Raw genomic sequence first — 24,794 nt, 5'->3', positions numbered from 1 at the left:
ATTGTAAGATTCTCTCCTCTCACCCCCTCTTATGTTCAATCAATTAAAATCACTTTCTTGTATGTCACAAGCGAGGCTGATGTGTGGGTAAAAACTGTACAAGAAAAGGAGTAAAAGTGCCTTTAATGAATCATCTTAATGCAAGGGCTGTCGCAACATTGGGAGCTAGCAAATAAATGATGGTGCTGGCTTGTTCCTACGAAGTATCCAATTCGAGCGTAAAAACCCTATGAGCAACAACGGCAAACAACATACCATAAATCTATGCAATTTATAAATACAAAATTTAATGCAGAGAATAATTGCATAACAATAGCATACTCTTATGAATTCAAACCATAATAACGAACCTTCACCCTGTTTAAGACAACAAAAAGACAGCGCTATCTTTACTTGACGCTCTTAAAGTTGAAAGTGATATCATTATTCCTTCACATCGGCAGCAATTGTAGCTTTAATGATTGTATCAGGTTCTATAACAGGCTCACCACGCTTAATTTTATCAACATTTTCCATACCTTCAACAACTTGTCCCCATATGGAATATTGACGGTCAAGCCAAGGAGCATCCGCAAAGCAAATAAAAAACTGTGAATTAGCAGAATTTGGATTCTGGCTACGTGCCATAGAAACTGTACCACGCTTATGAGAAAGATTTGAAAACTCTGCCGTCAAATTAGGCTTCGTTGAGCCCCCCATACCGGCACGTGACAAATTAAAATCTGCACCATCCTTTTTTCCAAATTGCACATCCCCCGTTTGAGCCATAAACCCCTCAATAACGCGATGAAAAATAACATTATCATAAGCACCTTCACGCACAAGCTCTTTAATACGCGCAACGTGACAAGGCGCTAATTCAGCAAAAAGCCCAATAACGACTCTGCCCTTTGTTGTTTCAAGAATTAAGGTATTTTCTAAATCTTTAATCTCGGCCATACAGCTAAACTCCTTTGATTTATCTATCAGCTTGTAAAGTGGCAGTATTAATAATATCAGGATCTTTTACAGATCCATTATTACTTGAGGTGCCTTTTTTAATTTTATCAACAACGTCCATTCCCTTTATGACCTCTCCAACAACAGTATACTGACCATTTAAAAAAGAAGCATCATCAAAACAAATAAAGAATTGGGAATTGGCAGAATTTGGATCTTGTGCACGTGCCATCCCAACAGTACCACGTTTAAAGGGCTGCTTTGAAAACTCCGCTGGAATATTAGGATAATTCGAAGCTCCAGTACCAACGCGTTTCACATCAAAATCTGCACTCCCCTTTTTTCCAAACTGTACATCACCAGTCTGTGCCATAAAGCCTGGAATAACACGGTGAAAGACAACATTGTCATAAGCACCTTCCTTTGTTAACTTTTTGATTTGTAGAACATGTCTTGGCGCAAGATCAGGACGAAGACGAATAACCACATCTCCATTTTTAAGAGATAAGACAAGAACATCAGAATCACCAGCTGTGTGAGAATCGTCCGCTACAACATTCAATGAAAAAAAGCAAAAAAGACATGTCAAAACAGCAAAAAATCTAAGATACACAATCATACTCCTATGAAGATTGAAATTTTAAGCGCAAAGCTCTAGCAACATTTGAAGGTACAAAGGGTTCTATATCCCCCCCCATAGAGGCGATCTGGCGTACCAACGTAGAAGTGATTGCACGCCCAGAAAGACTTGCTGGTAAAAAAACAGTTTGCAATTCAGGAGCCATGATACCATTCATCCCTGCCATTTGCATTTCATAATCAAAATCAGTACCATCACGTAATCCACGAATAAGCAATGAAGCACCCATTTCACGAGCCTTATCAATCAAAAGAGTATCAAACGAAATAACCTGCAACTGATCAGGACCTACATTTAATAAATCTTTTCCTGCTTCAATAATTAAATCAACACGCTCTTCAAAACTAAAAAGTGATTTTTTATTAGCCTGTACACCTATAGCTACAACCACTTTATCCGCCAAAACGAGACCGCCTTGTAAAATATCAAGATGACCATTTGTAAAAGGATCGAAGGAACCCGCATAAAGAGCAATTTTCATTGTTTTACTCCGAATCCTTTAGAATTACTCTGTACTCACATCAACTCTATCAGAATGTTTTCCAGCTTCATCATTGAATGGGTTATCATCATCTTCAGATTCAGAAATACGTTCAACCGATACGACTTTCTCGCCTTCAGCTGTATTGAAAATCGTTACGCCTTTTGTTGAACGACCAGCTATACGAATTCCATCAACCGGAACACGAATAAGCTGTCCCCCATCTGATACCAACATAATTTGATCTTGCGCCTTCACTGGGAAAGCTGCTACCAATTTACCAATTTCAGCTGTTTTAGAGGGATCTGTTGCACGAATTCCTTTTCCACCACGTCCTGAAATCCGGAATTCGTATGAAGAAGATCGCTTTCCATAACCAAATTCACTCACTGTTAAAAGCATTTGTTCGCGAGCGTTAAGTTCTGCATAGCGTTCTTCTGTCAACTCTGTTTCTGCTCCTCCATCTTCTTCATCAAGAGTTACAATATCTTCAGCATCAACACCAGCAGCACGCCGTTCATTAATCACACGTTTGACATAAGTAGAACGTTCAATCGACGTAGCCTCAACATGTTCTAAGATTGTCATCGAAATGACCTTATCACCATTAGCCAAATTGATACCACGCACTCCTATAGAATTACGCCCTGCAAAAACACGAACCTCAACAACTGGAAAACGAATACATTGTCCATTAGCCGTTGTTAAAACAACATCATCATGTTCTGTACAGGTTTCGACCGAAAGGATTTCATCTCCTTCTTCATCAAGTTTCATTGCAATTTTGCCATTACGATTAACCTGAACAAAATCTGATAATTTATTACGACGTACAGTTCCACGTGTCGTTGCGAACATAATATCCAATGCACTCCAACGCGCTTCATCTTCTGGTAAAGGCATAATAGTTGTTATGCGCTCACCTTGCTGTAAAGGAAGGAGATTAATCAGAGCGCGTCCACGCGATTGCGGCGTACCAAGTGGTAAACGCCAAACTTTTTCCTTATAAACAATTCCACGCGATGAAAAGAAAAGAACGGGGGTATGTGTATTCACCACAAACAATCGCGTTACAAAATCTTCATCCTTCGTAGACATACCAAAACGCCCTTTACCACCACGGCGTTGCGCACGGTATGTATTGAGAGGAACACGCTTAATGTAGCCACCATGACTAACTGTTACCACCATATCTTCTGGAGCAATAAGATCCTCGCTATCCATCTCAGCGCTACCAAAACCAAATACTGTGCGTCGAGGCGTTGCAAACTCCTCACGAAGGGTTCTGAGTTCATCCTTCACAATACCCATAATACGTGCACGAGATGCCAAAATATCAAGATAATCGGTGATATCCACGCCAATTTTATTCAATTCATCAGCAATTTCATCTCGCCCAAGTGCGGTCAACCTCTGCAAACGCAACTCCAAAATAGCACGCGCCTGCTCTTCAGATAAATTATAAGTACCATCCTCATGAATAACATGACGGGGATCATCAATAAGTTTAATCAAAGGTGCCACATCAAAAGCTGGCCAGCGCCGCTCCATTAACTGAGCACGTGCTGTTTGTGGATCAGGAGCTTTGCGAATAAGCGCTATAACTTCATCAATATTGGCAACAGCAATTGCAAGACCAACCAAAACATGAGCACGCTCACGCGCTTTACGCAAAAGATATTTTGTTCGCCGACTTACGACGTCTTCTCGGAAAGAAACAAATGCGCGAAGCATATCAAGCAACGTCATCTGTTCAGGTTTTCCTCCGTTCAACGCAACCATATTACAACCAAAGGAAGTTTGCAGCGGCGTATAACGATATAATTGGTTCAAAACGATTTCTGCTACAGCATCCTTCTTAAGCTCAATAACAACGCGATACCCATCACGATCAGACTCGTCACGCAAATCGGAAATTCCCTCAATACGTTTATCACGTACCAATTCGGCCATTTTTTCAATCATTGTTGCTTTATTAACTTGGTAAGGTATTTCACTTACAATAATTGCTTGTCGACCATTACGAATTTCTTCAATATCAACTTTAGCACGCATAACAATTGAACCGCGCCCTGTTTCATAAGCCAAACGAATACCCGAATGGCCAAGAACAATACCCCCTGTAGGAAAATCAGGACCAGGAATAATTTGAATGATCTCATCAAGCGTAATATCTGGATTATCAATCAAGGCGATACAACCATCAACGACTTCTCCAAGATTATGGGGCGGAATATTGGTTGCCATACCCACAGCAATCCCACCTGACCCATTAACCAAAAGATTAGGAAAACGCGCCGGTAAAACGACAGGTTCACGCTCACGTCCATCATAATTATCCTGAAAATCAACGGTATCTTTATCAATATCAGCTAAAAGTTCTTCCGAAACTTTTTCTAAACGACACTCTGTATAGCGCATCGCCGCAGGCGGATCACCATCAACAGAACCAAAATTTCCTTGACCATCAATCAACGGATTTCGCAAAGAAAAGTCCTGTGCCATACGCACCAACGCATCATAAATTGAAGCATCACCATGAGGATGGAACTTTCCCATAACCTCACCAACGACACCCGCAGATTTACGATAAGACTTGTTAAAAGAAAGCCCCATCTCATTCATGGCATGAAGAATACGCCGATGAACGGGCTTGAGTCCATCACGGACATCAGGAAGTGCACGCGAAACAATCACGCTCATCGCATAATCGAGATAAGAGCGTTGCATTTCATCAACAATGCTGATGGGCTCAATACCGGTCAGCACATCACGTTCTGGGTGTGGAGTAAGATCGGTCACAGCTTCAAAACTTTCAATAAAGAATCACTTTGCTCTTTTATATCGAAAAAAACATCAAAATGCTAATTTCTCATCCGCAACAAAGGAAGAAATTTAACAATTATTTTCAACATGTTATTTATATGTATTCAAAAACATAATAAAATAAACAAGATTGATTTTTCCAAACTAAAAAACAACTGAAAAAAACGAAGAAGAATGTTACCAAGGAGAATCAAAAAGGAACATCATCATCTAATTTGTGCGAAAAATCTTCTCTATTATTATTTTGACCAAAATCATCCCTCTGATCTGAATTACTGTTACCAAAACCACTGCTCCCATAACTACCGCTCGACTGATTGGCTCCTTGCATATGCTCTCCACCAGCAGCTCCACGCCCATCAAGCATTTGCAATTCACCACGGTATTTTTGCAAAACAATCTCTGTTGTATAACGATCATTGCCATTTTGATCTTGCCATTTGCGTGTTTGCAATTGCCCCTCAATATAGATCTTGCTTCCTTTTTTTAAATATTGTTCCACAACCTTGATAAGATTTTCATTAAAAATAACGATACTATGCCACTCTGTGCGCTCTTTACGCTCATTTGTATTCCGATCGCGCCAACTTTCTGAAGTAGCAATACGCAGATTTGCCACTTGATCGCCAGAATTCAAACGGCGGATTTCAGGATCCGCACCAAGATTACCAATCAAAATAACTTTATTAAGGCTACCAGCCATCGCATAAACTCCAAAATTTTAACTTGTAAACAATCTTTATTATATAGAAGTCATTCCCCTCTTGACCTTATCATTTGCATCTCCGCAATTGACCTTCAATGTGAATTTTGCTACCTCTTCTAAAATATCATATCGTGCAATTATAACAAAAGATCATAACCACGCATAGTTTATTCCGTCATCAGAGAATAAAAAGCTGTTTTTTTATATTTTTCTTTTCACAAAACTTGTATTCTTTATCCCTGTTAAACGTTGTAATTCTAGAAAGCAGTTTTATTCTACGTTAGGGATTAATTTTTGTTACATATGCCAAGGATAAAAGATGGCTCATCAAAAATACATATCCATTCGCGGTGCACGTGAACATAACCTTAAAAACATTGACCTCGATCTCCCTCGTGACAAGCTGATTGTTATCACAGGACTTTCTGGATCAGGGAAATCATCTTTAGCTTTTGATACGCTTTACGCCGAAGGTCAACGCCGCTATGTTGAAAGCCTTTCTGCCTACGCACGTCAATTTTTGGAAGTCATGCAAAAACCAGACGTCGACCGAATAGATGGTCTTTCTCCAGCGATATCTATTGAACAAAAAACAACAAGCCGTAATCCTCGTTCAACAGTAGGAACTGTTACTGAAATTCATGATTATATGCGTCTTCTCTTTGCACGTATTGGTGTTCCCCATTCTCCAGCTACGGGACTTCCTATTGAAAGTCAAACAGTAAGCCAAATGGTTGATCAAATTATGTCCTTACCAGAAGGTACGCGGATTTTCATTATGGCGCCTCTTGTCCGAGGACGAAAGGGAGAATATAAAAAAGAGCTCATAGAGCTTTTAAAAAAAGGATTTCAGCGCGCCAAAGTTGATGGAATATTCTATGAAATTCCGGATATTCCACCTCTTGATAAAAAATATAAACATGACATAGATGTCGTGGTGGACCGCATTGTTGTCCATAGTGACATTACCTCTCGCCTAGCGGACAGTATAGAGACCTGTCTACGGTTAGCAAATGGGCTTGCAGTTGCCGAAATGGCTGACCAACCCTTAGCACAAAAAGAAACCACAAAAGAATCTGCTCATAAATCGAAAAATGAAACACACAAACGACTTATCTTTTCAGAAAAATTTTCCTGCCCCATAACTGGATTTTCTATCCCTGAAATTGAACCGCGCCTCTTTTCATTCAATAATCCTTTTGGTGCTTGTCCTCTTTGCGACGGACTTGGCATTAAAAAGGCTGTAGACCCGATAAAAATCGTGCCCAATAAAAATCTTACTTTAAAGGATGGTGCAATTGCCCCTTGGTCTAAAGTATCTTCACTCTATTATAGCCAAACCTTAGAAGCATTGGGTAAAGTTTACGAATTTAAACTAACGGATAAATGGTGTGTCCTTTCAAATGAGGCGCAACACGCTATTCTCTATGGTACAAAAAACAAAGAAATCCCCTTTATTTATAAAAATGATTCCGGTTCGCATAAAACAACTCAATCTTTTGAAGGAATCATCCCCAATATGGAGAGAAGATGGAAAGAAACCGATTCTACGTGGTCACGTGAAGAAATTGAGCGTTATATGTCTTCCACACCCTGTCCAGCTTGTCAGGGGTATCGCCTAAAACCAGAGGCGCTCGCTGTCAAAATCCATGGGATGCATATTGGACAAATATCAGAACTTTCTATCCTAAAAGCAGATGATTGGTTTGCCAATATTCACCAATATCTCACTGAAAAACAACAAAATATCGCTGTACGTATCTTAAAAGAAATTCGTGAACGCCTCGCTTTTTTAAATCATGTAGGACTCGAATATCTTACCTTATCTCGAAGTTCAAGCACCCTTTCAGGAGGAGAAAGCCAACGTATTCGGTTAGCCTCTCAAATTGGTTCTGGTCTTACAGGAGTCCTTTATATTTTAGATGAGCCATCTATTGGTTTACACCAACGCGATAATGAACGCCTTCTGAAAATGTTGCACCATCTGCGTAATCTTGGCAATACCGTTATTGTTGTTGAACATGATGAAGATGCTATCCTTACTGCAGACCATGTCGTCGATATGGGCCCTGCCGCAGGCGTTCATGGGGGAGAAATCATAGCACAAGGTACTCCGCAAGAAATTATAGAAAATGCATCCTCTCTCACAGGCCAATATCTTTCAGGGAGAATGGCTGTTCCAGTACCTGCTCAACGACGCAAAATATCAAAATCAAAAACACTGAAAATTATTGGTGCACGAGGCAATAACCTAAAAAATATTAGTGCAAATATTCCTCTTGGAACCTTCACATGCATCACTGGCGTATCAGGCGGTGGAAAATCAACATTCCTCATTGAAACTCTTTTCAAAGCTGCATCACACTCTATCATGGGAAGTCATCATAGCCCCGCAAGCTATGACAAAATTGAAGGATTAGAGTTTCTTGATAAAGTCATTGATATCAACCAAGCCCCTATTGGACGCACCCCACGCTCCAACCCAGCAACCTATACAGGTGCATTTACCCCAATCCGGGAGTGGTTTGCTGAACTTCCAGAATCCAAAGCGCGTGGCTATCAAGCAGGACGCTTTTCATTCAATGTTAAGGGAGGACGTTGTGAAGCATGTCAAGGAGATGGGGTCATCAAAATTGAAATGCACTTTTTACCTGATGTTTACGTTACTTGTGATGTTTGCCAAGGAAAACGCTATAATAGAGAAACGTTGGAAGTAAAATTTAAAGAGAAGTCCATCGCCGATATTTTGGATATGACAATCGAAAAAGCTGAAGAATTTTTCCAAGCTGTTCCCACCATCCATAACAAAATGAAGACTCTCATTAAAGTTGGTCTTGGCTATATCAAAGTAGGACAACAAGCCACAACACTTTCCGGTGGTGAAGCCCAACGTGTAAAACTTGCGAAAGAACTTTCACGCAAAACAACAGGCCGTACACTCTATATTTTGGATGAACCAACAACAGGTTTGCATTTCCATGATATTGCTAAACTCCTTGAAGTGCTGCATGAACTCGTCGAGCAAGGCAATACAGTTGTCGTCATAGAACATAATCTTGAAGTTATAAAAACAGCCGACTGGATTATTGATTTAGGACCAGAAGGGGGAGATCGTGGTGGTGAAGTCGTGGCAGTTGGGCGTCCTGAAGATATTATTCATGTTTCCTCTTCCTATACGGGAAAATTTCTGAAAGAAATTTTACTGCGCCGCCCTTTACATAATTCTTCCTAAAGCAGAATATAAAATTGGTATAGCGCAATAAAAAAGAAAAATACCCCTTGTTCCCCAATATTCCTCATTCATTGTATTATTTTTTATTCTAAAAAAACTTGTAGGATTTTACTCAAAGAATCATAGCATTTCATTTTATGCCATTAAGAGGAACTTTGCAAAAAATATTGAATCATATAATTTTGACTTTTTGTGCACAAAGTATCTGTTGGACTTCTCTCTGTTGTCAATATAATGTGATCCAGTCTAGAAAGACAAAATAACGTTGGAGATAATTTCAGCATGAAAAAAGTTGAAGCCATTATAAAACCTTTCAAACTTGATGAAGTGAAAGAAGCGCTTCAAAAAATTGGATTACATGGTATTACAGTAACAGAAGCTAAAGGTTTCGGCCGACAAAAAGAGCATACAGAACTTTATCGCGGTGCTAAATACGTTGTCGATTTTCTACCTAAAGTAAAGATTGAAATTGTTGTTGCTGATGAAAAGTTGGAACAAACCGTTAATGCAATACGTAAAGCGGCTCAAACAAAGCATATTGGAGATGGAAAAATATTTGTTTTTTCCATTGATGATGCCATTCGTATCGACACTGATGAATCCGGAATTGATGCCCTTTAATAAATAATAACAAAATTTTTATCTCTTTTATCCTCCTCAATCCCACATAAGGAAATTGAATATGACAACCGCATCAGATATTATCAAACAGATCGCAGATAACGAAATCCGTTTTGTCGATTTGCGTTTTACCGACCTACGAGGAAAATTGCATCACGTCACAATGGATATCGCAGAAATCAATGAAGATACATTTAGCGATGGCGTTATGTTTGATGGTTCTTCAATTTCTGGATGGAAAACAATCAATGAGTCTGACATGGTTTTAATGCCAGATCCAGAGACAGCACATATAGATCCTTTTTTTGCTCAATCTACTCTGGTTATCTTTTGTGATGTGCTCGATCCTGTCTCTGGAGAGTTTTACCGCAGAGATCCTCGTTCTATTGCCAAGAGAGCTGAAGTCTATATGAAATCTCTAGGTATCGGAGATACAATCAATGTAGGTCCAGAAGCAGAGTTTTTTATCTTTGATGATGTACGCTATAAGACAGATCCTTACAATACAGGATTTAAACTCGATTCAAGTGAATTACCCTCCAATGATGATACGGAATATGAGACGGGCAATCTTGGCCATCGCCCACGAATGAAGGGAGGATATCTTCCCGTTCCCCCTATCGATTCTTGCCAAGATATGCGCTCTGAAATGCTCACAGCACTCAAAGATATGGGAGTCCGCGTTGAGAAGCATCATCACGAAGTAGCAGCAGGACAGCATGAATTGGGTATTCGCTTCGATACGCTCGTTCGCGAAGCAGACAAAATGCAAATTTTTAAATATGTTGTGCACCAAATAGCCAATAGCTACGGAAAAACAGCAACTTTCATGCCAAAACCGGTTTTTGGTGATAATGGTTCAGGCATGCATGTTCACATGTCTATTTGGAAAGATGGCAAACCAATTTTTGCAGGCAATGAATATGCTGGACTATCAGAAACTTGCTTATTCTTTATAGGTGGTGTCATCAAACATGCAAAAGCACTCAACGCCTTTACTAATCCATCAACAAACTCCTATAAACGTTTAGTACCTGGTTATGAAGCGCCTGTCCTTCTTGCTTATTCTGCACGTAACCGTTCTGCATCTTGCCGTATTCCGATGAGTTCTTCGCCAAATTCAAAACGCGTAGAAGTGCGTTTTCCAGATCCAACAGCAAATCCCTATCTAGCATTTGCAGCACTCTTAATGGCTGGTCTTGATGGCATTAAAAATAAAATTCACCCTGGACATGCTATGGATAAAGATCTTTACGATCTTCCCTTAAAAGAACGCAAAGAAATCCCCACAGTCTCAGGAAGTCTGCGTGAAGCACTTGAAGCACTTGATAAAGATCGTAGTTTTCTTAAAGCCGGCGACGTTTTTGATGATGATCAGATTAATTCCTTCATCCAAGTAAAAATGCAAGAAGTTTTGCGCTACGAAACAACGCCCCATCCTGTCGAGTTTGATATGTACTATTCTGTTTAAAGAATAATAGGACATTCTTTTGATTTAAAAATGGAGGCATTAACCTCCATTTTTGTGGATATCCTTCTTATATAAGAGCATAGGTGGCTTTTTGCTTATGTACTTTTCCTTTATAAGTTTAATTGGAATCCATTCAAATCAATTTAAAAGGCTAGGCTTCTAATGCTGAGAATTCGTTTTCTTTTCCCCATCCTTTTATGTATTGCTTTTATTCTTCCAACAATTCAGAATTATACAGTTGCAAACCAAACACTTATAGATCTTGAAAAAGCAGCTTTTGCTTACAGCAAAGCAATTCAAAATGGCGATGCCAATGCCATCTTCAATGCTATCCCTCCCCAAATCATCAACAGTTTAACTGCCAAAAAAAATCTCAGTAAATCACAATTTCAACAAATCATGAAAGGCCAAATAGAGCGATTGTCAGAAAATTATAAAATTGAGAGTATCCACATCAACCACAAACAAAAACGTGAAGGAAAACTTGAGAATGGTATTCCTTATTTTGTTATACCTGTTGAGTTCATAACGACAACAAATGCTGGAAAAAGGTGCTCTATTCAAACTGAGGTTATTGCTCTTTTTGACAATAACCAGTGGTATTTTATCCGTGGGAATGATGAGACACTCTTAAACATAACCAGTGAGGCATTTCCTGGACTTGAAAAAATAAAAGTTAATCCCCAGAAAATCACAAAAATACTCTAATGAAGAAAAAGATGTACGTAAAATAAAAGGGGATTTAACTTTAAAAACACGTTGTAATGATTGTAGCAGCAGCATTAAATTCAATTTTCTTATGAGCACGACGTGCTATTGCTTCTTCATCCCTACCCCATTGCTCCATCATCCAATCTTCATCTAAATGGGCAATATTCCAAGCATAATCCGCATTAATTCTCCTAGCAGAAACAGCAAGAGCAATAAGAGCTGATCCTGTTAAAGTTGTCATGACGTGAAGTGCAGCAAGCATATAAGGAGATTCAACTTTACGTAAATAATTGCTTACCGCTTGAATAGCTTCTCGTGGTTGTTCAACATGCATAAGCCCTTCTGTCAAATGAAAACGTGCACCAAGTTTTTCTTCTGCCCAATCCAATAAAGGATCCCACTGTTCATATTGTCGCTGTACCAATTCTTTTGGTGTTTGAGCACGATAAAAGATCATATCGCATGCAACAAAACGCAATAAATCTTCAAAAACACTCTGCATATCATTAGCTATGCCATCAATAACAGTGTTAACAAGACGTGTAATCGGCATTTTTGCTGGATCAATAATTTGCTTTTGGCTCTCAAATTCTTCTGCCACGAGCATAGCAAAAGCTTCTGTTGGCACTATAAAAAAGCGCTTTGCCGGTGTTTTTACTGGGCATCCATCCAATAATAGAGAAAAGCCTCCTTCTTCACGCAAAGTTTTCACTTCTTTATAAAATCGTTTGGGAAGTGGCGAACATGAAAGTTTTTGAGGCTTCTGAACAGAGTGATTTCTATTCAATGGCATTTCAAAATGATTCAAAATTTCACGCATATTGTTCACCTTTAATATTTTTATTGACCTCCTTCTCGCCCTAAAGAAGGAAAAATCTTACCAGCATTCATATGATTTAAGACTATATTTCATGTTTATTTTACAAAAAAGGCAATAGGCAATGCCTTATTCTTCTATCTAGCTACCACTGCCAGAACAATCTTTTAAAGTATTGGATTTGATTAAAAAGGTGAATATATTGAATTTAAAGAATTTTTTCTTTCCACCATTGTTGTCCATAGTGTTTACAAAATTTTATAAAACTACATTCGAGTTCTATCTTTATCTATGAGATATATCAAAATTAAGGGAAATTGGAATCTTTATCGAGCTATTGCTAAGCATGTCATTTCCATATAATTTTTAAAGTTTCATCAAGCCATTTATGATAATCGCGAGCTTCTTCATTTGAGGCATGAACAGAGAAAATAAAACCAGGATATCCACCAAACGCTGGTGGAGGTGGTGAAATATGATTGGTTTCAAAGAAAATTATAGTTCTAGCTGTTAATGGATGCTGCTCAACCTTATTGAGACCCGAAAATCCAGAGAACTGTCCATGACCTCGAAGAGGAATAATGTAATTTGCAGCTACTTTGTCAGCTGGAAGTACTTCAGGGAGATCTGAGTTTTTTTCAGCTAAAGCAGCATTCATGCATAGTTTTCCAAATGAAATCCCTGTGCCTTGCTCCACAATAAAATGTGAAACACCGGATCCACCTATACGAGCACCAATCTCAATTATATAAGGTAAATTATTGGCATCTAGGCGTAATTCTACATGGGCAGCGCCCATGTTTATACCAAGAGCTTCGACCCCAGAGCATGCAACTTCACATAAAGAAACAATTAAAGGATTGTCTATATCACTGCGTTGACGATAAATTGTTTCTTCAAACCATGGTCCTTCAGGTTGTCCTTTGTCTCCAACGGCCAAAACGTGCACACCTGCTGTATCAACAAAGCATTCTACAACAAACTCTTTCCCTGGCAAATACTGCTCTACTACTAAACCTACAGGTTTATTTTTATAATTGAAACGTGCCATATCTTTATGCTGAACATTCCATACCACTTTGATGAGGTCAGTAAGTTCATCAAAATTTTTAGCTAACATAACACCTATACTGCCCGCTCCCAAAATAGGCTTAATGACTAAAGGAAAGCCCAAAGCATATGTTTGTGATAGTCTTTCTGGATTATCTATATACAAAAATCTCGGTGTTCTCAGCCCTGCTTTAGCAAAAGCTTGACGCATGAGATATTTATTTCGGGTTAATGCCGCTACATCTGGCTCAATGCCAGGCGTATTGATTTTTTTTGCAGCTAAAGCTGTCCATATGATAGCTTCTTCGCACAGAGTCATAACCCCACCAATATTGCGTTCTTTCACTCCAGCTGCAAAAGCGTCTAGGGCTAAATCTGGATTATCAAAAACAGGAAGTTGCCAAGTTGAAGTTACCGCCACAGGTAGCTTATTAGGTACATTTTCAGTGGTATCATAAATCATTACTAATTCGATGTTAGCAGCTTTTGCAGCTTCAAATATAAATGGTAATTTTGTGTTGCGCTGACAAACTAACGCTAATTTTTTCATTTCTTTCCCCCTTTGTTCGAATTGAGTTGCCATCCAGATATCTTTGATGCGTCTATAAATAATAGTATCATCCCTATCACAACTATAATCATAGAAATTATTTTGATAGCGCTTAGAGAAGTGTTAGAATCGATTATCCATTCACATGCCACTACTGCAAAAGGAGCTAGTACGCCGATAGCGTTGGCATATAATACGCCTCCATCTGCTAAAATTTTTTGGTACAATACATAACCTGGCGCAGAAAAAATAGCACCTAAAATCAATATCTTAAATATATCTTCTAACTTAAGATGTAATAGGGGGGTATAACTTAAGATGTAATAGGGGGGTAGGATCAAAAATGAATAATGGCATAAACGATGCTGAAGACATTGTAATGATCCAAGCCAGTGAGGTTAGCAAAGGTAAATTTTTAAGATAACGTTTAGACAATAAGCCATAAATAGAGTAAGAAAGCGCTGCTGTTAAAGCAAGACTTATTCCTATAAAGTTATAATATCCATATTCCACACTGTTTATATTAAATGCCATAGCTGCGACGCTGACAATTATTACACCGCTAAGCTTCAGCCATGAGAATATAAGGCTATTAGTTAGTATACCCAATATATAGTAACGCCTGGAATAGTGGCTAAAAGCATAGTTAAATCACTTGCTTTGAGCGATTTTAATGCGCCGAAGCTGCATATAAAATACAATGAGAATCCTAATACTGACAAAATTAAAAAAAAAGGTATCATTGAAAGCAATGGTATGGATTTTAAAACGGTTCTCTCGCGAAATACTGCAATCAACCATAAGGCAGCAGCAGTAGCACACAACCTAAGTCCAACCGCATGCATTACCGGTATACTGCTAATCAAATTCTTAGATAATAACCAACTTATGGAAAACAACACCAGAATGACAAAAGTAAAGAATAATAATCGCCCTTTTAAGAAACTCAATGACTTAATCCTCCAATTACTCGCCGCGCATAATATGATGTTGAAAAATTAAATCGCGCTTTTGGAGTTTGCGGCTTTCCAAGGTTATTTTGGATATAATTCTTAGCACCTACTAAATAAGCGTTATCATCTAACGCTTCAAGTGCTTCTATATCCGCAATTATCAATGATATTACTTCTTTAAGACGTTCCAAATCAAATTGAAGATAACCTTGATCTGTTTCGATCAATGCTTTGTTACGTATCAATATTTCAAAAAGTACGATACCTGTACCAGCATCGAATGTCATATACTTATCAGAACCCTTTGGATAACGAAATATACGTTCTAAGAGAACAAACTCAGATATTTCTTTCCAAAACTTTGGACGATTTTGTAGTAAAATACGCACTGTAATTAAGTCGACTTTAGTTTCTTCAAGAAGACCTGTAAACCAATTTAATTTTATGTAGAGATTCTTATCTAATGGACGCGGTCCAGTATGGTGTGCATAGTCATGATAATAGCCCCACAAACAGCGAGCATTATAAACATTATCTTTAGATAGATTACGACTACTTAATTGACCGAATAGGAATTTACTATCTCGACCAAGCAAACGTTCGGCTTCCACAATTGTTTGCTCATTGTAAATATCAAAGAATTTTCTGAAAAAAAACAAAGCAAATGCTTGCTTATCAATTTTCTTAGCAGTAGCCACAGATTCTGGAAACAGAACAAGGCAGTTGCCTTCTAAAAAACCTTTTGATGCTATTCCCATTTTTATACATTGAAACGGTGCTATATAATTTTTTGTATATTTTGAGGCGTCAACAAGATAGACTGTTTCACAACGGTAACCTGTAACTAATTCCAATCGAAATTCTTCTGGATCAGGACCATTAGTTGCGCGCATTGGAGCCAAGAAAAATAAAGGAGCATCTGGTAACGGAGCTTTGAATGCAGCCAAAGTGTTATCAAATTTAGGAGAGGTATTTAAACCACTGAGCATCCATCGGTTAAGGTCATCAGAAGTGGCAGCTAAAAGTTCTGGAGATAATCCGTCAATAATATCTGCTTGATGGTTCAAAAAACTGATTAATTCATTGATTATGTAACTATCTGCTGAAGTTGGTTCTTTAATGCTACCATCAAGCTCTTGGCGTACACGAACTTTGTCAACGAGGTTAACAATAAAAAGAAGTGCTTCAGATTGTTTCATAATGAGCCGACTTTAGCGAGTGGAGCAAGAAGGCCATTGGTACTTTTCCAAAATTTTTGATAATATTCAGCTCATAGTGCTTTGTAGCAACTGACGTCGTGATACAAGCATCTGCTCTCTCAGCTTTGCAAAGAACCGCTGCATCAGCATTGCTGTTGGCAAATATTCTGTCATACTGATGAGCTACCAGAGATTGTGGGGCAGGATGAGTGGCTACAGTTTTAATTTCATCAGAGTTATTGCGTTTAGCTAACACCATAGGATAGGTAGGCATAATAAAACTATCAAATAATTGCATATCACTTAAACGAGTGAATATGAGCGTATGTAAATCAGGGTAAGCAGCACAGCTTAGGAGATAACCATCTTTTTTCTGAGAGAGTTCATTAAAGGCTTCTTCAAGAGTTACATGTAAAACAATGCGTGATATAGAATCAGCTGAAGAAGTATTTCGATTACGATTATCAAACCACCACTGAGCCGCAGCTGCGCAGTTAGTCTCAGAAGGGACAAGTGTATAGATAACCTCCCCTCTTTCACATTGCATGATCCCTATTCCTTCAATTACACAATTAAATTACCAAAATATACAGAACAGAACCAAACACAATGAATCAAATCATATTCTTAATATTTACACTTTAAATTAGTACACTAAACAATATATAAATGCGAATTTAAAGCATCATCGATCTTAATAAAAGATTAAAACTATGTTTTTCTATTTTGAAGAAGTATTTGTTTCAGTTGGTTCATTATATTGATAAAACTAAATACCACCTAAAGTAGTAACATCTATACTCATCAACAGTCTAAGAGATCTTTCCAGAAGAACGCTAAGGAAAAAAACACACTTATCACTCAAAGAAAATTATAGAACAACAGCCTTCTGATCACTATCTTACATCTTATATTCCCTTTAAAAACGATATTTTACCTCTTAATAGGATAAATAAACAGCTTATCCAGAGCTCTCCTCGTAATAAGCAATCTCTGTAACCTCTTAATCAAAGATCCCGACGGCCATATTATTCGTGTTTGTCCACTGGATTAAAAAGCCTTAGACCAGATCTTTAATCACCTGAAGATAATCATTGACAAAAATCCAAGTTAATTTTTACCATATTCATTTCTTATAGATTATGCAGACCCTGTTCGTGGTGAATTAAAAAAATTCAAAGATTAAGTTATAGTGAAAATAGTCGTTTATATGGAACTGATCATTTTGGGTTAAACGATGATAAAGAAACTATAAATAAGAGAATTTATGAAGAAGGATAGTGGCAAATTGATAACTAAAAAATACAAGTCCTCAAATAACGGTAACCAAAAGCTCTTTTCATAACAAATACTATACCTTCTTAATCTTTATACAAAATGTGCCAAATCAAACAGGACAAATTGTAAAAATTTTCTCTTATTCTGTCTCACCATCATTCTCATTAAAAGCCAAGAGATTAAAGCTTTGTACCATATGAGAAGGTAAAGGTGCAACAATATCCAATATCCCTCCTGAAGGATGAGGAATACGAATACGGCGCGCATGAAGGTGCAGGCGGTTTTGAATTCCCCCTGGTAACGTCCAATTACTATCAGAAAAAAAATATTTTGAATCACCAATAATAGGGTGATCTATATGAGCAGCGTGCACACGTAGCTGATGTGTTCTTCCTGTATAGGGTTCCATTTCAAGCCATGAAAGAGCCCGCCCCCTAGTGTCTAAAACGCGGTAGTAGGAAACTGCATGGTCAGCATCAGGCTCCCCATGTTCACAAACACGCATTTTGTCACCTTGTGTTGTGATATCCTTAACCATCCATGTTGAAATTTTATCCTGCTTTTTTTTAGGCACTCCTCGAACCAATGCCCAATACGTCTTTTTTGTTTCTCGTGTTCTAAAAGCAGCTGTTAAAGCCTGTGCAGCCCCTCTTGATCGAGCAACAACAAGCACTCCAGATGTTTCACGATCAAGCCGATGAACCAAACGTGGTTTTTCACCTTTCTTATTGCGCCATACCTCAAGCATAGCATCTATATGGCGCGTCAAGCCAGAACCACCTTGTACAGCTAATCCAGCCGGTTTATTAAAAACGAAAACTTTTGGGTCCTCATAGAGCAACATTTTTTTCAAAAGAGTTTCATCATTCTGTTCACGAAGTGTTTTATTCGTTACAGAAAAACTCTTCTTGTCATCAATAGGGAGAGGCGGCACACGAACAGATTGGCCTATGAGAAGACGCGTATCAGCTTTCACACGTCCACCATCAACCCGTATTTGACCAGAACGCAGCAATTTTTGTAAATATCCAAATCCAAGCCCTGGATAATGCACTTTAAACCAGCGATCTAAGCGCATTCCATTTTCATCTGACTTAACTTTTTTTATTTCTATGCCTGCCATAAAAACTTCCTAGCCCATATAATTTCATTTACCAATTTTGTACTCTATCTTTATAAACATAAAAATCTACCTAGGGCTTTATCACACCATATTACAATGAGTATCCAAAATTGTATTTTCTTACTGTTCAAATTTTATTAGCTCAAAGTGTAACGATTACAAATCGTAACCTTTACGCTTGCAAGCTAATGGAGATAATCATCTGTGTCCTTATTCAAAACATATGCTCGTGTTCTTAACTATCTCAACAAAGAAAAAAAGACATCTATTTTAATCTGTACTGCTAATGTTATATTGGCTATTATTACCATCGCAGAACCTATTTTATTTGGACGTGTCATTGACTCTATTGCAGAAAAATTAGCTATTATTCCTACCCTTACGATTTGGGTATGCTTTGGTATTTCCCATATTATTGCTTATATTCTTGTTGCCCGCAGTGCTGATCGCTTAGCACATAGACGCCGCTTAGCTGTTTTAACTGAATCCTTTGAGCGTATCATCGCCATGCCCCTCATTTGGCATCAACAACGGGGAACATCTAATGCCCTTCATATACTTTTGCGCGCTGTAGATTCTATGTCAACCATATGGCTTGATTTTATGCGTCAACATCTTTCAACTCTTGTTGCGTTACTCGTTCTCATTCCTACAGCCTTTAACATGAATTGGCGTCTTTCAACAGTCTTGGTTATACTTGCCATAATCTATGTATTGATTGCACGTTTAGTCATGCGCAAAACAAAAGACGGACAAGCCGCTGTAGAATGCTATCATCATAATGTTTTTAAGCATATTAGCGATTCAATCTCCAACGTTTCCATTGTACAAAGTTACAACCGAATAAAAGAAGAAACTTCCATATTACATCAACATACAAAAAGTCTTCTTAAAGCACAAAACCCTGTTCTCAATTGGTGGGCTCTTGCGAGCGGCTTAAACCGGATAGCTTCAACCATTTCAATAGTTTGTGTTCTTCTTCTTGGAGCTTTTTTTGTAGCAAAAGGTCAATTACGTGTAGGTGAAGTCGTTGCTTTTATCGGATTTGCACAATTAATGATCAGTCGTCTAGATCAAATGAGCAATTTTATTAATTTAACCGTATGCTCACAAGCAAAATTACAAGAATTCTTTGTCATGGAAGACGCAACTTTTCATATCAACGAACCTGAAAATCTTCCTTCTCTTCCAAATGTTAAGGGAACAATAGAATTTCATCATGTTACCTATAAATTTCCAAATTCTTCTCAAGGTATTTTTGATATTTCCTTTGAAGTGAAAACAGGACAAACTGTAGCTATTATAGGACCAACAGGTGCTGGAAAAACAACATTAATCAATTTGTTGCAGCGTGTATATGACCCAACATTTGGACATATCTCTATCGATGGAATAAATATACGCTCTGTTAATCGAGAATCCTTACGTAAATCTTTAGCAACAGTGTTTCAAGACGCAAACCTTTTCAATCGCAGTATTTACGATAATATCTCAATAGGAAGAACAAACGCAACAGATAAGGAACTCTATGAAGCAGCAAAAATAGCCGCCGCCCATGATTTTATTTTGAAAAAAACTGATCGTTACAACACAATGGTTGGAGAGCGAGGAACCCAATTGTCAGGTGGAGAAAGGCAACGATTAGCAATCGCACGTGCTGTTTTAAAAAATGCACCTATTCTTATTTTAGACGAAGCAACAAGCGCTCTTGATGTCGAGACAGAAGCGCGCGTAAAAGATGCTCTCGATTGCATAAGCTACAACCGCACCACTTTTATTATAGCACATCGCCTTTCAACAATACGCAATGCTGATATTGTGCTATTTCTAGAACATGGTCACTTAATTGAAAAAGGAAGCTTTCAAGAATTGATCGATAAGGGTGGTCGCTTCTATCAATTCTTACAAACTGGTAGTTTACCATTCAATCAATCAACGATAGATGATCAAAATGTAATTCCTTTGCACGAAGCTATGGCCTCGTAAAACGAATTCCCCTTCTTTCAATAAATATTCCGCTTCAATTAAAAAATTCTCTAAAAGAGATCAAAGCCACAAAATACAAAGAAGAAATCAGAAATTATCTTTTAAGAAAAGCCTTTAACGCTGCAAGTGCATCAACTGCCTTCTTCCCTTCAGGACCACCAGCCTGCGCCATATCAGAACGTCCACCACCACCTTGACCACCAAGAACACCCGAAAGAATACGCACCAAATCAACAGCATTCAATTTATCTGTTAAATCATTCGTCACACCAACAACAGCACTCCCCTTGCCATCTTCTGAAACAGAAATAAAAGCAACTATCCCAGATCCAATCTGTTTTTTTCCAGAATCCACTAACGCCTTAAGATCTCGTGGTGAAATATTTTGAACAACACATCCCATGAAAGAAATGCCATTGATAATGGTAACATCTTCTTGACCACTTTGGACCGCCCCACCACTCAACACTGTTTTCTTGCGTACATCATTCAAGTCTTTTTCAAGTTTGCGACGATCATCAAGTAAAATTTGAACTCGTTCTTCCACATCAACAGAAGAAGCTTTTAAAAGATGAGCAATTTTATGGATACGCTCATCTTGGCAAGTAAGATAAAGACGCGCAGCTGTACCTGTTAAAGCCTCAATACGACGAACCCCTGCTGCTACAGAACTTTCAGAAATGATATGAATCAAACCAATATCCCCTGTTCTCTCTACATGCGTTCCACCACAAAGCTCAATTGACCATTTCTTTTCTAATTCTGTCTGTTCAAGCTGGTTTCCCATAGAGACAACGCGTACTTCATCACCATATTTTTCTCCAAATAGTGCCATTGCTCCTTCAGAAATTGCATCATCTACAAGCATGAGGCGTGTTGTTACCTCACTATTTTGTAAAACAATATCATTTGCTAAATCTTCTATTGTTTTCAATTCTTCAGAAGAAACGGATTTTGGATGAGAAAAATCAAAACGTAACCGATCTGGTAAGACAAGAGAGCCTTTTTGTGTAACATGAGTCCCCAATACTTGACGTAAAGCTTCATGTAATAAATGGGTAGCCGAATGGTTCGCACGAATTTTCCTACGACGAGCAGAATCAACAATGAGTTCTACACAATCAGACGTTTTTGCCTGACCAGACTTCACTTCTCCAATATGAACAAAAACACCATCAGCTTTTTTCTGAGTATCATGCACCTCAAAAACAAAATTTTCACCAGAAATGATACCACTATCACCAACCTGCCCACCGGACTCGCCATAAAAAGGTGTCTGATTCACAACAAGAACAGCATTCTGCCCTGAAGAAATATGATTAACAATATGACCATCATGTACAAGAGCTGTAAGAATACCTTCAGCTTTTTCTGTTTCGTAACCTAAAAATTCTGTAACTCCTACTTTCTCACGCACAGAAAACCAGATCTTTTCTGTTACCATTTCACCAGACCCAGACCAATGAGCACGCGCTTCCTCTTTTTGGTGCTCCATTGCTTTATCAAAAGCATCAACATCAACGGATATCCCACGACACCGAAGAGCATCTTGCGTCAAATCGAGCGGAAAACCATAGGTATCATAAAGTTTAAAGGCAATTTCACCATTAAAACAATCTCCTTCTTTAAGATTGCTACTTGCTTCATTCAACAAACCAAGTCCCCGTTCAAGAGTTTTCCGAAAACGGATTTCTTCTAACTTTAAAATTTCTGAAATCAAAGTTTCAGCACGTACCAATTCAGGATAAGCTTGTCCCATTTCATGAATTAAAGCGGGTAAAAGGCGCCACATCAAGGGTTCTTTAGTGCCAAGAAGATGAGCATGACGCATAGCACGACGCATAATACGACGTAAAACATACCCTCTTCCTTCATTGGAAGGAAGAACACCATCAGCAATCAAAAATGCACAAGAGCGAAGATGATCAGCAATCACACGGTGGCTTACAATAAAATTACCCGTTGTCTTAACGCCTGTTATCTCTTGTGAGGTATGTATTAATGTGCGAAAAAGATCAATATCATAATTATCATGAACCCCCTGTAAAACAGCAGCAATGCGCTCTAACCCCATACCTGTATCAATAGAAGGATGAGGCAATTCAATACGCTCTTCCTTAGAAACCTGTTCATACTGCATAAAGACAAGATTCCAAATCTCAATAAAGCGATCACCATCTTCATCAGCACTGCCAGGTGGTCCGCCCCAGATTTTATCACCATGATCATAAAAAATCTCTGAACAAGGACCGCAAGGACCTGTATCCCCCATTGCCCAAAAATTATCAGTTGTCGCAATACGAACAATTTTTTCATCCGGAAGACCTGAAATTTTACGCCATAATTCAGCAGCAACATCATCACTATGATAAACTGTCACTAACAGTTTCTCTTTTGGAAGACGAAATTCCTTTGTTAAAAGATTCCAAGATAAAAAAATGGCTTCTTCTTTGAAATAATCACCAAAAGAAAAATTCCCTAACATTTCAAAAAAAGTATGATGGCGCGCCGTATAGCCAACATTATCGAGGTCATTATGTTTTCCACCCGCTCGGACACATTTTTGTGCCGTTGCGGCTTGTTTATAAGAACGCTGTTCAAATCCAGTAAAAACATTTTTAAACTGCACCATTCCTGCATTTGTAAACATAAGTGTAGGATCATTCCGTGGAACAAGCGGACTAGAAGAAAGAATTGTATGTCCATTAATACGAAAATAATCGAGAAAAGTTGAACGAATATTATTGACACTATTCATATTGATACCTGTAGAATACAGCGCAAAATCATAAAAACACAATCCCTCCCATTAAACATCCTCTTTGCTACACGCACAGAGTCAATTTAATTAAAAAGTAGAATTTTTTCAAAAAAATCAAAAAATAAATAATTTCAATACTTAAAATTTTAAAATAAAAACAGAAAGATTTCACATGAATGAGTTACTGTCGCAAAGCACTCCATCATATTGTTTCGTCGCTCTCTATATTTTCTGTTCCCACATTTTCTAACAACTCAATTGCAATCAAACCAGCATTTTGCCGTAAAGCTGCTTCAATTTCTGTAGCTATTTCCGCATGTTCACGTAAAAACTGCTTTGCATTCTCACGCCCCTGTCCTAAACGCTGAGAATTATAAGAAAACCACGCTCCAGATTTTTCCACAATCCCAACTTTAACACCTAAATCAATCAATTCACCTACTTTGGAAATGCCTTCACCATAAATAATATCAAACTCAACCTGTTTAAATGGAGGTGCGAGTTTATTCTTCACCACTTTAACACGCGTCTGATTACCAACGATTGCATCTCTATCTTTAATAGATCCAATGCGACGAATATCTAAACGAACAGAAGCATAAAACTTTAAAGCGTTTCCACCTGTTGTTGTTTCAGGAGAACCAAACATCACACCAATTTTCATGCGAATTTGATTAATAAAGACAACCATACAATTAGAGCGAAAAATTGCTGCTGTTAATTTTCGCAATGCTTTACTCATTAATCGTGCTTGTAATCCAGGTAAAGCATCTCCCATTTCACCATCAATTTCCGCACGTGGTGTCAAAGCAGCTACGGAATCAACAACAAGCACATCAACAGCACCAGAACGAACCAATGTTTCTGTAATTTCCAATGCCTGCTCACCAGTATCCGGCTGAGAAATAAACAAATTCTCTAAATCAACACCAAGCTTACGCGCATAAATAGGATCAAGAGCATGCTCCGCATCAATAAAAGCACAGACTCCACCAATTTTTTGTGCCTCAGCAATAGCATGAAGAGCTAATGTTGTTTTTCCAGAACTTTCTGGTCCATAAATCTCAACAATACGCCCCTTAGGCAACCCACCAACACCCAAAGCAATATCTAAGGAGAGTGAACCCGTTGGAATTGTTTCAATTTCAACGACTTGCTCTTTTTGCCCAAGACGCATAATAGAGCCTTTACCGAAAGAACGTTCAATTTGTGAGAGAGCTGCATCGAGAGCCTTTGCTTTATCCACGATAATATCCTTGATCGATTCACAATAATCCAGTATTGAGTGTACACTGTTATTTTAGCTGAACTAAAGTCTTGAGTTTAGATTTTCACAGACTATTTCCATTTGCATTTCCACATCGTATCCCCAACATCATCCCCATAAGAGAAAGAGAGCATATTTCTTATGTTATCACATAATCCGCCGATATAAAGGGGAAAACTTAGT

At 38.2% G+C, this 24,794-nt stretch carries 19 protein-coding genes; 5 read left to right on the top strand and 14 right to left on the bottom strand.

The window, feature by feature from the left end; all coding sequences use genetic code 11:
• Nucleotides 1-423: 423 nt before the first annotated feature.
• From NPX99_RS04830 to ssb, 5 genes are all read right to left on the bottom strand, one after another.
• Nucleotides 424-939: a peptidylprolyl isomerase gene (locus NPX99_RS04830; RefSeq protein WP_269030766.1), complete on the bottom strand. Its 516-nt coding sequence runs from the start codon at nt 937-939 to the stop codon at nt 424-426.
• A 19-nt stretch (nt 940-958) separates the two neighbouring features.
• Entirely contained in the window at nt 959-1,552 is a 594-nt protein-coding gene (locus NPX99_RS04825; protein ID WP_269030765.1) for a peptidylprolyl isomerase, read from the bottom strand.
• Nucleotides 1,553-1,562: 10 nt separating this feature from the next.
• A complete protein-coding gene (coaD, locus tag NPX99_RS04820; RefSeq protein WP_269030764.1) occupies nt 1,563-2,060 on the bottom strand; it encodes a pantetheine-phosphate adenylyltransferase in 498 nt (165 codons plus the stop codon).
• A 24-nt stretch (nt 2,061-2,084) separates the two neighbouring features.
• A complete protein-coding gene (gyrA, locus tag NPX99_RS04815) occupies nt 2,085-4,862 on the bottom strand; it encodes a DNA gyrase subunit A (protein ID WP_269030763.1) in 2,778 nt (925 codons plus the stop codon).
• Nucleotides 4,863-5,076: 214 nt separating this feature from the next.
• Entirely contained in the window at nt 5,077-5,589 is a 513-nt protein-coding gene (ssb, locus tag NPX99_RS04810; RefSeq protein ID WP_269030762.1) for a single-stranded DNA-binding protein, read from the bottom strand.
• Between the two features lie 322 nt (nt 5,590-5,911).
• Here ssb and uvrA point away from each other — a divergent pair, with 322 nt between their 5' ends.
• The 4 genes from uvrA to NPX99_RS04790 all read left to right on the top strand — a co-directional run bounded on the left by uvrA (nt 5,912) and on the right by NPX99_RS04790 (nt 11,624).
• Nucleotides 5,912-8,824: an excinuclease ABC subunit UvrA gene (gene uvrA / locus NPX99_RS04805; protein ID WP_269030761.1), complete on the top strand. Its 2,913-nt coding sequence runs from the start codon at nt 5,912-5,914 to the stop codon at nt 8,822-8,824.
• Between the two features lie 282 nt (nt 8,825-9,106).
• Nucleotides 9,107-9,445, top strand: coding sequence for a P-II family nitrogen regulator (locus NPX99_RS04800; RefSeq protein ID WP_269030760.1), 339 nt, complete (start codon nt 9,107-9,109; stop codon nt 9,443-9,445).
• Between the two features lie 61 nt (nt 9,446-9,506).
• Complete coding sequence (gene glnA / locus NPX99_RS04795; protein ID WP_269030759.1) at nt 9,507-10,916, top strand: type I glutamate--ammonia ligase; 1,410 nt, start codon at nt 9,507-9,509, stop codon at nt 10,914-10,916.
• 162 nt (nt 10,917-11,078) lie between these two features.
• A complete protein-coding gene (locus NPX99_RS04790; protein WP_269030758.1) occupies nt 11,079-11,624 on the top strand; it encodes a hypothetical protein in 546 nt (181 codons plus the stop codon).
• Between the two features lie 40 nt (nt 11,625-11,664).
• On the opposite strand, the gene NPX99_RS04785 is transcribed toward NPX99_RS04790, so the two are convergent.
• From NPX99_RS04785 to NPX99_RS04760, 7 genes are all read right to left on the bottom strand, one after another.
• Entirely contained in the window at nt 11,665-12,447 is a 783-nt protein-coding gene (locus tag NPX99_RS04785) for an ATP12 family chaperone protein (protein WP_269030757.1), read from the bottom strand.
• 346 nt (nt 12,448-12,793) lie between these two features.
• Nucleotides 12,794-14,077 (bottom strand): ATP-grasp domain-containing protein, encoded by a 1,284-nt coding sequence (locus NPX99_RS04780; RefSeq protein WP_269030756.1) that lies wholly within the window; start codon nt 14,075-14,077, stop codon nt 12,794-12,796.
• A gap of 255 nt (nt 14,078-14,332) precedes the next feature.
• A complete protein-coding gene (locus NPX99_RS08765; protein ID WP_329957937.1) occupies nt 14,333-14,578 on the bottom strand; it encodes an EamA family transporter in 246 nt (81 codons plus the stop codon).
• Nucleotides 14,579-14,640: 62 nt separating this feature from the next.
• Nucleotides 14,641-14,994: an EamA family transporter gene (locus NPX99_RS04775; protein WP_269030755.1), complete on the bottom strand. Its 354-nt coding sequence runs from the start codon at nt 14,992-14,994 to the stop codon at nt 14,641-14,643.
• Nucleotides 14,991-16,196 (bottom strand): DUF6421 family protein, encoded by a 1,206-nt coding sequence (locus tag NPX99_RS04770; RefSeq protein WP_269030754.1) that lies wholly within the window; start codon nt 16,194-16,196, stop codon nt 14,991-14,993. Before NPX99_RS04770 ends, NPX99_RS04775 begins: the two co-directional genes overlap by 4 nt.
• Complete coding sequence (locus NPX99_RS04765) at nt 16,183-16,743, bottom strand: hypothetical protein (RefSeq protein ID WP_269030753.1); 561 nt, start codon at nt 16,741-16,743, stop codon at nt 16,183-16,185. Before NPX99_RS04765 ends, NPX99_RS04770 begins: the two co-directional genes overlap by 14 nt.
• An 870-nt stretch (nt 16,744-17,613) precedes the next feature.
• The gene (locus NPX99_RS04760) at nt 17,614-18,597 is read right to left on the bottom strand and encodes an RluA family pseudouridine synthase (protein ID WP_269030751.1); all 984 of its coding nucleotides are present in this window, start codon (nt 18,595-18,597) and stop codon (nt 17,614-17,616) included.
• Nucleotides 18,598-18,801: 204 nt separating this feature from the next.
• Here NPX99_RS04760 and NPX99_RS04755 point away from each other — a divergent pair, with 204 nt between their 5' ends.
• On the top strand, nt 18,802-20,583 hold the full coding sequence (locus NPX99_RS04755) for a glucan ABC transporter ATP-binding protein/ permease (RefSeq protein ID WP_269030750.1): 1,782 nt from the start codon (nt 18,802-18,804) through the stop codon (nt 20,581-20,583).
• Between the two features lie 94 nt (nt 20,584-20,677).
• On the opposite strand, the gene alaS is transcribed toward NPX99_RS04755, so the two are convergent.
• Both alaS and recA read right to left on the bottom strand, forming a co-directional pair.
• Entirely contained in the window at nt 20,678-23,341 is a 2,664-nt protein-coding gene (gene alaS / locus NPX99_RS04750) for an alanine--tRNA ligase (RefSeq protein ID WP_269030749.1), read from the bottom strand.
• Between the two features lie 205 nt (nt 23,342-23,546).
• The gene (gene recA / locus NPX99_RS04745) at nt 23,547-24,590 is read right to left on the bottom strand and encodes a recombinase RecA (RefSeq protein WP_269030747.1); all 1,044 of its coding nucleotides are present in this window, start codon (nt 24,588-24,590) and stop codon (nt 23,547-23,549) included.
• Nucleotides 24,591-24,794: the final 204 nt, after the last annotated feature.

This window comes from Bartonella sp. 220B (assembly GCF_026930205.1).
Taxonomy (GTDB): domain Bacteria; phylum Pseudomonadota; class Alphaproteobacteria; order Rhizobiales; family Rhizobiaceae; genus Bartonella.
The sequence above is the reverse complement of the archived record's forward strand: the minus strand, read 5'-3'. Positions and strand labels throughout refer to the sequence as shown.